The 12684-nt window shown below is 37.1% G+C and carries 10 protein-coding genes; 7 read left to right on the forward strand and 3 right to left on the reverse strand.

All coding sequences use genetic code 11. The features are described from left to right. Nucleotides 1-5 precede the first annotated feature (5 nt). Nucleotides 6-1325 (reverse strand): gluconate:H+ symporter, encoded by a 1320-nt coding sequence (locus tag GXM17_RS19825; protein ID WP_163401256.1) that lies wholly within the window; start codon nt 1323-1325, stop codon nt 6-8. Nucleotides 1326-1610: 285 nt separating this feature from the next. Next, nucleotides 1611-2510: a phosphogluconate dehydrogenase (NAD(+)-dependent, decarboxylating) gene (gene gnd, locus GXM17_RS19830; RefSeq protein ID WP_163401257.1), complete on the reverse strand. Its 900-nt coding sequence runs from the start codon at nt 2508-2510 to the stop codon at nt 1611-1613. Between the two features lie 267 nt (nt 2511-2777). Here gnd and GXM17_RS19835 point away from each other — a divergent pair, with 267 nt between their 5' ends. Beyond that, nucleotides 2778-3335: a glycosyl-4,4'-diaponeurosporenoate acyltransferase CrtO family protein gene (locus GXM17_RS19835; RefSeq protein WP_163401258.1), complete on the forward strand. Its 558-nt coding sequence runs from the start codon at nt 2778-2780 to the stop codon at nt 3333-3335. An 86-nt stretch (nt 3336-3421) separates the two neighbouring features. Beyond that, a complete protein-coding gene (locus GXM17_RS19840) occupies nt 3422-3970 on the forward strand; it encodes an alpha/beta hydrolase (RefSeq protein ID WP_163401259.1) in 549 nt (182 codons plus the stop codon). 218 nt (nt 3971-4188) lie between these two features. Here GXM17_RS19840 and GXM17_RS19845 read toward each other — a convergent pair whose 3' ends face one another. Further along, complete coding sequence (locus GXM17_RS19845; RefSeq protein ID WP_163401260.1) at nt 4189-4623, reverse strand: cupin domain-containing protein; 435 nt, start codon at nt 4621-4623, stop codon at nt 4189-4191. A 212-nt stretch (nt 4624-4835) separates the two neighbouring features. Here GXM17_RS19845 and GXM17_RS19850 point away from each other — a divergent pair, with 212 nt between their 5' ends. The 5 genes from GXM17_RS19850 to GXM17_RS19870 all read left to right on the forward strand — a co-directional run bounded on the left by GXM17_RS19850 (nt 4836) and on the right by GXM17_RS19870 (nt 12473). Further along, a complete protein-coding gene (locus GXM17_RS19850; protein WP_163401261.1) occupies nt 4836-5153 on the forward strand; it encodes a GIY-YIG nuclease family protein in 318 nt (105 codons plus the stop codon). A gap of 367 nt (nt 5154-5520) precedes the next feature. After that, nucleotides 5521-6114 carry a TetR/AcrR family transcriptional regulator gene (locus tag GXM17_RS19855; RefSeq protein WP_163401262.1) on the forward strand — a complete coding sequence of 198 codons (594 nt, stop codon included), beginning with the start codon at nt 5521-5523 and terminating at the stop codon, nt 6112-6114. A gap of 494 nt (nt 6115-6608) precedes the next feature. Next, nucleotides 6609-7748, forward strand: a complete 1140-nt coding sequence (locus tag GXM17_RS19860) for an efflux RND transporter periplasmic adaptor subunit (RefSeq protein ID WP_425280024.1) — start codon at nt 6609-6611, stop codon at nt 7746-7748. Between the two features lie 11 nt (nt 7749-7759). After that, nucleotides 7760-10924, forward strand: coding sequence for an efflux RND transporter permease subunit (locus tag GXM17_RS19865; protein ID WP_163401263.1), 3165 nt, complete (start codon nt 7760-7762; stop codon nt 10922-10924). Between the two features lie 130 nt (nt 10925-11054). Beyond that, nucleotides 11055-12473, forward strand: a complete 1419-nt coding sequence (locus GXM17_RS19870) for a TolC family protein (protein WP_163401264.1) — start codon at nt 11055-11057, stop codon at nt 12471-12473. The last annotated feature ends 211 nt before the right edge of the window (nt 12474-12684 follow it).

Here is a 12684-nt window from a genome sequence, read left to right on the forward strand (position 1 = left end):
TTCTTTTATTTGATCCATAAATTCAACAGCAATACGCCTATTAGTCCCATCACGCCAATAATAGTTTCCATAACGGTCCAGGTTTTAAAAGTATCTGAAACGCTAATCCCGAAATACTCCTTGAACATCCAGAATCCGGTATCGTTGACATGCGAACACATCAAACTGCCGGCACCAATTGAAAGTACCATTAATTCCGGATTTACGCCTGAAGCGAGTACCAATGGCTGTACAATTCCTGCTGCTGTTAATCCGGCAACCGTTGCAGATCCTAAAGCAATCCGGATTATTGTCGCAATCAGCCAGCCTAAAACCAAAGGAGACAGCGATGACTTTTCGAAAAACTGACTCAAATCTGTTCCCATTCCGCTATCGATCAGGACTTGTTTAAAAGCGCCTCCTGCCCCAATAATCAGAATTATCATCGTAGCAGAACTCATCGCACTACCCGACTTATCCATGAGATCCTGCATTTTTTTTCCGCGAAAAATCCCTAATGAAAATACGGCGAAAAGTACCGCAATCAGCATCGAAGTGGTTGGGTTTCCTATAAAAAGCAAAACAGAACGCCATACACTTTCTTTCGGCAAAGCCAATTCGCTGAATGTCGCCATTCCCATTAAAAACACCGGAACGAGTGCTGTTACAATACTAATTGCAAACGAAGGCATTTCGGCTTCCGTGATCGTTTTGCTTTCGAATAATCCCTTTGGCGGAAAAGCACTTATCTTTTTGATAAATTCAGGAAACACAATTCCGGCTGTAAAAAGCGCAGGCAGGGCAACCAAAAGTCCGTACAGAAGTGTTTTGCCGATATTGGCTTTAAAAATTACCGCAATGGCTGTGGGTCCGGGATGCGGCGGTAAAAAACCGTGCGTGACCGAAAGTGCCGAAGCCATCGCAATTCCTAAGTAAATAATAGGTTGTTTGGTGCTTTTGGCAACAGCAAAAATCATCGGAATCAAAATAATGAAACCGGCATTGTAAAACATCGAAATTCCAACCGAGAAACCCGTAATCACCATCGCCCATTTGATGTGCCTGACTCCAAAAGAACGAATCATAACCGAACTGATTCGCTGAGCAGCCCCACTGTCTGAAAGCAAATTTCCTAATACAACACCAAAAGCAATAATCAAAATCAAAGAACCCAATGTGCTTCCGACTCCCTGCTGAATGGAATTAATCAAATCCGGAAAAGGCATTTCTTTGGCAATCCCCACAAAAAATGCCGAAATAACCAAGGCAATAAAGGCATTGAGTTTCACCCCGGAAATCAGGATAAGCAATAAAAGAATACTGGCAATCAGGATCAGTAATGACATAGGTTTCGAAAATGATTAGTTATTAATGATATTCGTTGAGTATAAATTTTAAACACACTTCGACTCCGCTCAGTGCAGGCTAGATTCAAAGATTCGGAAACTAAAATAACAGGCGTTTCATTTATTTAAAAACTCATAGCTTACTTGTTCTTAAATCACACAATCATAATTCACTTATTTTAAACACATAGCTATGTGTTGAGAAATGAATTTCTCTTTTATATTCTTTAAGAAAAAGAAAAACCTATGTTTGTTCCATGTGTTAAAAAAAACATTACAACCTAATTATTCGCTTTTCTCAACAGCATGTCCTCCAAACTCATTGCGAAGTGCAGCCACCACTTTTCCAGAAAAGGTATCCGACATTTGAGAACGGTAACGCATCATGATCGAAAGCGCAATTACCGGAGTCGGAACACCTAAATCCAAAGCAGTTTCGAGAGTCCATTTTCCTTCGCCTGAAGAATGCATGATCCCTTTTATTCCATCCAGTCTGGCGTCTTTTGAAAAAGCATTTTCTGTAAGTTCCATCAGCCAGCTGCGTACCACAGAACCGTGATTGAACAGTTTGGCTGTTTTTTGAAAATCGATATCAAATTCGGAATGCTCAAAAACCTCAAATCCTTCTGCGATGGACTGCATCATACCGTATTCGATTCCGTTATGTACCATTTTTGTAAAATGCCCGCTTCCGGCAGCACCGGTGTACAGGAATCCGTTTTCAACCGAAATATCCTTAAAAACTCGGGCTACATAATCGAATACATCAGCATCTCCGCCAATCATGGTACAAGCGCCGTTTAAAGCCCCAGAAGTTCCTCCCGAAGTTCCGCAGTCCAGAAAATCAATTCCAAGTTCTTTTAGCTGGGTATAACGGCGTTTGGAATTGTTGTAATTCGAATTTCCGCCATCAATAATGATATCATTTTTGGACAAATAGGGCAGCAGAGAAACAATAACAGCATCTACAATTTCGCCCGCCGGAACCATGAGCCAGATGACTCTTCTGTCGGTTAGTTTTTGGCAGAGTTCTTCAACAGTATAAGCGGTTTCAATTCCCTCCTGACCTATTTTTGAAACAAAATCGGTGTTGACATCCTGTGCCACAACGTGATAGTGATTACGTTTTAAATTTAAGGCGAGATTGAATCCCATTTTCCCCAGTCCTATTATTCCTATTTGCATGTGTTTGGTTTTTGTATTTGTTTCGTAAAAATATTACTTTCAATTAATTATGGGTTATGATTTGGGTTTTTAATTTTTGGTTTTTGGAGGGAATGTGTTAAATAATGAAGTTTTGGACTTGTGAAATTTTAATTGAGATTTGCATATTTTTCAATTCCAAATGATAAAAGTGACATTGTAATAGTGAAGAAAAAATAATACAAATTTTAGAACTTCAATAAATAGAAAATACGTCGTATATTGTACTATAATTACAATTTAAAAAATATGAGAAAAATAATGCTTCTTGGTATCATAATTCTCGTTACCTTAATATTAACTTATGGAATTGTACTTTCCATAGGTGTTTTAGGTTTTCTATTCGCATGGATTCTAAATTTCATGCTGATGATGTGTGTTTTGATGTTCACTGAAACTTTAAAATCAAAATGTGATTCCGGCTATTATAAAACCAAAGACTGGGAAAATAACGGAAAAATTTATGAGAAATTTGGAATACATCTTTTTAGAAAAATGCTGGTTCTTATTGGCTGGGAAAAACTGAATAAAAAGACAAATCCGGTTAAAAATGATTTAGAAAGTTTACTTCATTTGGAATATCGCACCAAACAATCCGAATTAGGACATCTGATTATCTTTTTTATTGTTTTGGGCTTCACGATTTATGTTGCCCTAAAATTTAGTTTTCGTGAATCGTTATGGTTATGGATTTTAAATATAATTTTAAACGTCTATCCAATTCTTCTGCAGCGTTACAATCGGCCCAGATATCAGAGAGCTTTGGCTTTATTTCGGTATAAAGCAGGACGATGTGCTGCTATTTGAGGTAAATTCTCCTTAGTATGCGGAATTTTACTTCAAATTCCCTGAAAAATAAAACTCTTTAAATAGTTAACTTAAAAATTTTGAAGATGAAGAAACAAATTTTATTTATACAAGGCGGAGATAAGAATGGTTACGAAACTGATAAATCCTTAGTTGCATCATTACAGAAAGAAATTGGTCCGGATTACATCATACAATATCCTGAATTAGATTCTGATGAGTCATTACCTGATTTTGGATGGACCAAACAGATTAACCGACAAATTGCCGAAATGAAAGGTGCGTTCTTCCTTGCAGGTCATTCGTTAGGTGCCTCGATGATATTAAAATATCTTACAGAGAAAACGGTTAATAAAAATATCAAAGCCATTTTTCTTACTGCTATACCATTCTGGAGTGGCAATGAGGATTGGAAACAGGGCTTAAAGCTAAAAGAAAATTTTGAAAAAAAATTACCTGACCACATCCCAATTTTCTTTTATCATACCAGAGACGATGAAGAGGTATCTTTTACTCATTTTATCCAATACAAGCAAAAAATCCCGAACGCTATTTTTACTGAAATAAAAACGGGCGGACATCAATTTGATAACGATTTATCTGAAGTTGCAAAAGATATTATGTCTTTTCAATAATATACTTTTAACCCGTTGGTGAAATTGATTTAAAATGAATTAAAAGTATAAAATAATAAATAAAACATCATTTATAACGTAAAGAATTGATGTCAAACTGAGCGGAGTCGAAGGCTTGAGCTCAAAAGGGCTTCGACTAAGTTTATCCTGAGCGAAGCCGAATGGACTCAGCCTGACACTTATTTTAATTTCACCCAACGGGTTACTTTTATTAAATATTACTTCAAATCTTTCTTAATCACCAAATATTTCAAATCGGTTTTTCCAACATTACTGATTCCGTGTTCCGCATTTGGCGGGCAGTAAAAACTAGTGTTTGGTCCCGCTGTTACTGTTTTTCCATCAAGAAAAAACTGGGCAGTACCTTCCAGGATATAAAAGAATTCTTCCTCGGGATGATGATGCGGCGCATGGGTTGATTTTCCGGGTTCTACGATACTCATTTTGAGCGTGTTTTCCTGAGTGAATTTTTTATCGGCAAACCAATACTGATAGCCCACTTTTGTTTTTGTGGCTTTGTTCAGTTCAAAATGATTGACGCAGTTTTCAATTGAGTATTTTATTTCTTTTGTTTCCTTTTTAGTTTCCTGAGCCTGTGCTGATTGGATAATTAAAGTAACAATCGCAATTTTTATAATGGATGCTGGCTTCATTTTTTTTAAGCAATGTTACAAAAAAAATTGATGTGTATTAGAAATCGTAATATGAAGTTTGGTTTGTCATTTCGAGGAACGAGAAATCACACTAGAAACTCCATAAAGCAAGTCGTCAATCTTTGTCGAATCCTGCGTGTGATTTCTCGTTCCTCGAAATGACATACCCTCACACAAACCAAAAACACGTATATTCGTACAAAAAAAATAAAATGCTAAACACTCAAACTGGTTTTCATAGTTACTACGTCTACATTATAACAAATGAACATCGAACCTCTTTTTACATTGGTGTTACTAACAACTTAAAACAAAGACTTGCAAAGCATAAAGAAAACATAGATTTAAATGTTAGTAGCTTTGCAGCAAAATATAATATTCAGTTTTTAGTTTACTACGAAAAATTCACCTGGATACAGGAAGCAATCGCACGGGAAAAAGAACTGAAGAAATGGCGAAGAGACAAAAAAATTGAATTGATAAAGAGTTCTAATGAAATTTTTGAGTTTCTTAATTTTCATTTTGAATAACTTTACATTCTTGCTAATCTTTGTCGATCTTCTAGTGTGATTTCTCCCCCTGGTCGAAACCACAATCTATAGGAAATTATAAATATAACACCTCCTATCCTAGCCCCGATCGAAATGGCATCCTTTTGTGGTGGGGTTCACCACAAAAGATATAATGGTGAGCGGGACAAAACGTCTTAAAACATAAAAATATTTCTGCTTCTAAAAAAAATAACAATCGTAAAATTCAAATAAATCAAGGGATTACAGATTTGTTTCATACCTGATTATTGTACGATAAGAAAATTTTATGACAAAATTATGGCGTAATTCGAAAAACCGTCATACATTTGCCTAACAGTGTTAAACAATTTAATACTCATTCAAAATGGCTAGTAAAGATCGTATTTTAAGACAAAAAGAAGAGACAAGAAATAATATTCTTGCCGCTGCTTATGATATCGTGAAAGAAGAAGGCTGGACTGGTTTGAGTATGCGTAAAATTGCCGACAGAATCGAATATACTGCTCCAATTATATATGAGTACTTCTCAAATAAGGATGCCATATTAAGAGAATTAACAGGCAAAGGTTTCCTTAAATTAGGAAAAGAGCTGGAAGATGCCAAAGCTAAATTTGAAAAACCGGAAGACCAGATTGAAGCCATGTGGATGGCGTATTGGGATTTTGCCTTTACTGACACCGAAATGTATCAGGTAATGTTTGGTGTGCAGATGAACTGTTGTTCTGAACAATGTGATGCTGCAAAAACACCTTATAAATTATTTACTTCGGTCATTGGAGAAATTATGAAAGACAGCAACCCAACGGAAGAGGTCATCAAACAAAAGTATTTTACTTTCTTTTCAGTCATTCATGGTTTGATTTCAATTAATATCATCAATAAAAATATTTCTCTGGATACTATTAACGGACAAATTCTGAAAGATGCTATTGGCAGTATCATAAAATCAATACAATAAAAAAAATTTCATTTCAACTTAACGGTGGTAAATGATTTAATACTAGAAATCCTTTTTTTTATACTTTTACTTAACAGTGATAAATAATTTAATTAACATAAGAACGGATCAATTTAGTCCATTTACTTAACACCGATAAATAATTTAATACCGATTTATAAAACAGAAGGAGCTAACTACTATTTGAATTTTCACATCAATTTACTTAACAATGTTATAAAATTTAACATCATTAATAAACTAATTTAAATCATATCAGAAACAAATAATTTAATTAACATAAGAACGGACCAATTTAGTCCATTTACTTAACACCGATAAATAATTTAATACCGATTTATGAAACAGAATTGGAATAAACTACTATTTGAATTTTCACATCCTTTTACTTAACAATGTTATAAAATTTAACATCATAAGAAACTAATTTAAAGCATATCAGAAACAAATATTTTAAAACGAAAAAAGTCCAACAAATTAAAACCAATATGAAAATGAAAAATGCAATTATAACCACCTTTATTCTGGCACTTGTACTAAGCAGTTGTGCAGATAAATCGCAGGCTCCTGCCCCACCTCCTCCTCTTTTACCTGTTGCAGCTATAACAAGCGAGAATACTACAACTGATAATGACTATCCGGCTTCGATACAAGGAACTGTAGATGTGGAAATTCGCCCACAAGTGAGCGGAAACCTTGACCGTGTTTTGGTAGATGAAGGAGCATATGTAAGCAAAGGCCAGACTTTATTTAAAATAAATGAACGTCCTTTTCGTGAGCAGTTAAACAATGCTTTGGCCAGCCTTCATGCTGCTGAAGCTGCTTTAATCAACGCCCAGTTAGAAGTAGATAAATTAACTCCTTTAGTTCAAAACAAAGTAGTTTCTGATTATCAGTTAAAAACGGCTAAAGCCTCTCAAAAAATTGCTGCTGCCAATATCGAGCAGGCAAAAGCAATGGTAGCATCGGCTAAAATTAATTTAGGATATACCAATGTTACGGCTCCTGTTAGCGGATACATTGGAAGATTGCCTAAAAAACAAGGAAGTCTGGTTTCTGCAACTGATGTAGAACCTTTAACTACTTTATCTGATGTGCATGAAGTTTTTGCTTATTTCTCTTTAGGCGAAACAGATTTTATCAACTTTAAATCACAATATGCAGGCAACAGCATTGGAGATAAAATCAAAAAATTGCCTCCGGTTTCTTTGATATTAGCTGATAACAATGCTTATCCGCAAAAAGGAAAAATCGATATGGTAGACGGTCAGTTTGATAAAAATACAGGTGCGATTACACTGAGAGCTACTTTTCCTAATGCAAACGGCACTTTACGCTCCGGAAACACAGGAAGAATCCGTTTAGGTTTACAGCATGACGATGCTATTCTGGTTCCACAGTCGGCTACGATTGAAATGCAGGATAAAGTATTTGTCTTTACAGTAAGCAAAGACAATAAGGTTACAAAAATGCCAATCACAGTAGTAGGTAAAAGCGGCACTAACTATCTGATTAAAGAGGGTGTAAAATCAGGTGACCAAATCGTATTAAGTGGTATTGACAAACTTCAGGAAGGACAAGTGATCCAGCCTGAGAAAACGACTAAGGTTGCCCAAATAACTAACAAAAAATAATTTTTACGAAAATGTTTAAAATTTTTATACAAAGACCTGTACTGGCAACCGTAATCTCCATTTTGTTGGTGATCCTGGGAGTACTTGGACTTACGAAATTGCCTTTACAACAGTTTCCTGATATTGCACCGCCATCGGTTTTGGTAACAGCAGTTTATCCGGGAGCAAATGCCGAAACGGTTTTACGTTCGGTGGCACCTTCTCTGGAAGAATCTATAAATGGTGTTGAAAACATGACATACATGAGTTCAACAGCCAGTAACGACGGTACATTAGCAATTACTGTTTTCTTTAAATTAGGTACAGATGCCGACCAGGCTGCTGTAAACGTGCAGAACAGAGTTGCACAGGCGACAAGTCAGCTGCCTGCAGAGGTGGTTCAGCAAGGTGTAATTACGGCAAAACAGCAAAACTCTTTTATCATGGCAATCGGTATGTATACTGATGATGAGTCAAAATACGATCAGACTTTTGTTGCCAACTATGCTCAGATTAATATCATTCCGGAACTAAAACGTATTCCGGGTGTGGGTTCTGCCAGTATTTTTGGTGGTGTAAAAGATTATTCCATGCGTGTTTGGCTGAATCCAACCCAAATGGCAACACACAATGTTACGCCAAACGAAGTTATGGGCGCAATTCAGGATAAAAGTCTGGAAGCTGCTCCGGGTAAATTTGGAGAGCGAAGCAAAGAGGTTTTTGAATACGTAATTAAATATAAAGGAAAACTAACCAAACCAGAAGATTATCAAAATATTGCCATCCGTTCTAATGCTGACGGTTCTGTTCTACGTTTGAAAGACGTTGCCAGAGTTGAATTGGGTGCATATTCTTATAACAGTTTAACACGTTTAAATGGTAAAAAAGGAATTGTAATCGGAGTTATTCAATTAGCAGGTTCTAACTCAAATGACATTCAGATTGCTATCAATAAAATGATGGAAAAAGCTTCTAAGGATTTCCCATCAGGCATAAAACACAATATTTTCTATAGTACAAAAGTATCTTTAGACCAATCTATCGAACAGGTTGAACATACCTTACTGGAAGCTTTTATATTAGTTTTCATCGTGGTTTTCATCTTCCTGCAAGATTTCAGATCAACATTAATCCCGGCTATTGCTGTACCTGTAGCAATTTTAGGAACGTTCTTCTTCATGCAGTTATTTGGATTCTCGATTAACCTTTTAACGCTTTTCGCATTAATTCTGGCGATTGGTATTGTGGTCGATGATGCCATTGTGGTAGTCGAAGCGGTGCATGCTAAAATGGAGCACAAACGTCTGTCTCCAAAAGTAGCCACACATGAAGCAATGCACGAAATAACGGGTGCTATTATCTCGATTACGCTGGTAATGGCTGCTGTATTCCTGCCGGTTGGTTTTATGGAAGGCTCAACAGGGGTTTTCTATCGTCAGTTTGCCTTTACGATGGCAATTGCAATTGTAATCTCGGCTGTTAACGCTTTGACTTTAAGCCCTGCCCTTGCCGCTTTATTCTTAAAGGATAATCACGCAGCGAATGATGGAAATACGCCATATGCGAAACAGGGTTTTAAAGAGAAATTCTTTATCGGATTTAACAACAGTTTTGAAGCATTGACCAACCGTTATGTGGGCGGATTAAAATTCTTAATTCGGAACAAATGGGTTAGCTTAGGCGGATTAGTGCTAATTACTTTTGCAACTGTTGTCATGGTTAAAACAACTCCTGCAGGGTTTATCCCAACAGAAGATCAGGGTTTTATCGCGATTGCAGTAAATACGCCGTCAGGAACATCTCTTGACGGAACTCAAAAAGTAATGACTGAAGCTGAAAATACACTAAAAGCTTTAGATGCATCCCGATTTGTAACAGCGATTTCAGGTTTCAACTTACTGACGAATTCAACAAGTCCGTCATCCGCAGTTGTTTTCGTATTGCTTAAACCAAACGAAGAGCGTGGTGAGGTAAAAAACATCGAGGAAATCATGAATCAGGTTCGTGGCAAACTGGGCGCGATTTCCGGTGGAAGCTTCTTCGTATTTAGTTTCCCAACGGTTCCGGGTTTTAGTAACGTTGAGGCGTTAGATATGGTGCTTCAGGATAAAACCGGAGGTAAACTGGATAAATTTAGTGGAATTTCCCAGCAGTTTATTGGAGAATTGATGAAACGTCCGGAAATTGCTGTTGCCTTTACAAGTTTCAAAGCCGATTATCCTCAATTACAATTGGATATCAACGATGAAAAAGCAGATCAGTTAGGCGTTAGGGTAAAAGATATTCTGCAGACCATGCAGGCTTATTTTGGTAGTGCACAGGCATCTGACTTTAACCGATTTGGTAAATATTACAGAGTAGTTGTTCAGGCTGATATTGCCGACAGAGCAGATCCATCAGCAATTGACAGAGTTTTTGTGAAAAACAAAAATGGCGAAATGGTTCCGATAAATACTTTGGTAAAACTAAGCCGTATTTATGGTTCTGAAACCGCTTCCAGATACAACTTGTTTAACTCAATTTCGATTAATGCGATTCCGAAACCTGGATTTAGTTCCGGAGATGCCATTAAAGCAATTGAAGAAGTAGCAGCGCAACAATTACCTGCAGGCTATAGTTACGAATTCTCAGGACAAACCCGTGAAGAAATTTCTTCAGGAGGGCAATCGGCAACGATATTCTTATTGTGTTTGATATTCGTCTATTTCTTACTTGCTGCACAGTACGAAAGTTACATTTTGCCATTGGCCGTAATCTTATCCATACCTGCAGGAATTTTTGGAGTATTCGCAGCCATTGGTTTAACCGGAATAGAAAACAACATTTATGTACAGGTTGCATTGGTAATGCTTATTGGACTGCTCGCCAAAAACGCGATTCTGATTGTCGAATTTGCCGTCCAGAAACGAAAATCCGGACAGGCTTTGGTTAAAGCTTCCCTTGATGCAGCCAAATTACGTCTGCGTCCAATTATCATGACATCGCTGGCTTTCGTAGTAGGATTAGTTCCAATGATGAGCGCCAAAGGTCCATCGGCACAGGGTAACCATTCGATTAGTATTGGTGCCGCCGGAGGTATGGTTTCGGGAGTAATACTCGGGTTGCTGATCATCCCGGTTTTATTTATCGTATTCCAGCATTTACAAGAAAAGGTTTCGGGAAAACCGATAGCCGTAATTCATAACGAAGAAAAATAAATATGGAAAATTATATAACGACAATTCTGGTAGCCATCCTATTGGGCATCGGATATATATCGTACAGAATCTCAAAAGATCTTGATACTAAAAAAGATACTTGTACAGAAATTTAATGACAGTTTATAAAATGAAAAAGTATATAACCAAAACCGTGATGGTCGCCATTTTGATCACCACACTAATATCCTGTAAAGTTTCGAAGGATATTGAAACTCCAAAAGATGCGCTTCCTGAGAATTTCAGGAGTGCATCGGTTTCAAAAGATTCGGCCAGTATTGCTGATCTGGAGTGGAAAAATTTCTTTACAGAAAAAGATATTATCAGACTTATAGACAGCGCAGTAGCCCGAAATAACGATTTACAGATCGCTACTAAAAACATCGAAATTGCGCAATATCGATTTACACAATCAAAATGGGGAAATATTCCTCAGGTGAATTTATTTGTAAATGCCAGCACAAGCAATCCGTCTGACAATAGCTTTACGGGACTGAACTTAAATCAGGCCATTGGCGCCAAACATATTGATGATTATTCTGCCGGAGCCTCACTTTCATGGGAAGCCGATATCTGGGGGAAAATCAAAAATCAGAAAAAAGGGGCATATGCGAATTACCTTCAGTCTGAAGAGGTAAAAAAAGCACTTCAAACTAATGTTGTAGCCTACGTTTCTAAAGGATATTACAATCTTTTGATGCTGGACGAACAATTGGACATTGCCAGACAAACACTGAAACTGAATGACAGTACAACCAATATCATTAAACTGAAATATGATGCAGGTCAGGTAACTTCATTGGCTATTCAGCAATCTGAAGCGCAGAAATTAAACTCAGCACAATTGATTCCGCTATTAGAACAAAACATTGCCATTCAGGAAAATGCTTTAAGCGTACTGACAGGTTCTTTTCCGGATTCAAAAGAAAGAACGATTCGTCTGAGCGAAATTTCGATTAGAAATAATCCGGCAATCGGATTTCCGTCTTCGTTAGTAAGCAGAAGACCCGACGTAAAAAGTGCCGAACTTGCCTTAAAAGCAGCCAATGCCAATGTCGGAATCACAAAAGCAGACCTGTACCCTGCCTTAAGAATTACAGCTCAAGGCGGTGTAAATTCATTTGAAACCAGCAATTGGTTTAATATTCCGGCTTCCTTATTCGGAACCGTGGCGGGAGGTTTAACCCAGCCTTTACTGAACAATAAAAGAGTAAGGACACAATATAACATTGCGGTTGCCGAAAGAGAAAAAGCCGTTATCAGTTTCAGACAGTCTGTTTTAGTAGCCGTAAGCGAAGTTGCCGATGCTTTGGTTGCTGTTGAAAAACTACAACAGCAAGAAACATTTTTGCAGGAACGTGTAAAAACATTGCAGCAAGCCATTAAAAATTCGAATTTGTTATTCAAAAACGGAATGGCAGAATACCTTGAAGTACTTTCTGCACAGGCAAGTTTACTGCAAAGCGAATTAGAATTAGCAGACATTAAAAGAGCACAACTTTCTGCCAATACCGAATTATATCGTGCATTGGGCGGAGGCTGGAGATAATACCCGTTTTTTAATTATTTATTTCTGAAAGCGCTGTAAGACCTAGGTTTTGCAGCGTTTTTTTATTAGGAGCTGTTCCCTGCTATACGCTATATCTTTTATGGTGAACCCCACCATAAAAGGATGTCGCTTCTATCAGGGCTCATATCTTTGACATAGATTAAAAATATGAAAATGTATCTTTGAAATACTAACAATTAATAAACAAAAC

Origin of the sequence: Flavobacterium fluviatile, assembly GCF_010645065.1 — a bacterium.
Classification (GTDB): Bacteria; Bacteroidota; Bacteroidia; order Flavobacteriales; family Flavobacteriaceae; genus Flavobacterium; species Flavobacterium fluviatile.

Excerpts from the sequence above, each read along its gene's own strand:
- GXM17_RS19825 (WP_163401256.1), bottom strand. The coding sequence starts at position 1,325 with ATGTCATTACTGATCCTGATTGCCAGTATTCTTTTATTGCTTATCCTG.
- gnd (WP_163401257.1), bottom strand. The coding sequence starts at position 2,510 with ATGCAAATAGGAATAATAGGACTGGGGAAAATGGGATTCAATCTCGCC.
- GXM17_RS19835 (WP_163401258.1), top strand. The coding sequence starts at position 2,778 with ATGAGAAAAATAATGCTTCTTGGTATCATAATTCTCGTTACCTTAATA.
- GXM17_RS19840 (WP_163401259.1), top strand. The coding sequence starts at position 3,422 with ATGAAGAAACAAATTTTATTTATACAAGGCGGAGATAAGAATGGTTAC.
- GXM17_RS19845 (WP_163401260.1), bottom strand. The coding sequence starts at position 4,623 with ATGAAGCCAGCATCCATTATAAAAATTGCGATTGTTACTTTAATTATC.
- GXM17_RS19850 (WP_163401261.1), top strand. The coding sequence starts at position 4,836 with ATGCTAAACACTCAAACTGGTTTTCATAGTTACTACGTCTACATTATA.
- GXM17_RS19855 (WP_163401262.1), top strand. The coding sequence starts at position 5,521 with ATGGCTAGTAAAGATCGTATTTTAAGACAAAAAGAAGAGACAAGAAAT.
- GXM17_RS19860 (WP_425280024.1), top strand. The coding sequence starts at position 6,609 with ATGAAAAATGCAATTATAACCACCTTTATTCTGGCACTTGTACTAAGC.
- GXM17_RS19865 (WP_163401263.1), top strand. The coding sequence starts at position 7,760 with ATGTTTAAAATTTTTATACAAAGACCTGTACTGGCAACCGTAATCTCC.
- GXM17_RS19870 (WP_163401264.1), top strand. The coding sequence starts at position 11,055 with ATGAAAAAGTATATAACCAAAACCGTGATGGTCGCCATTTTGATCACC.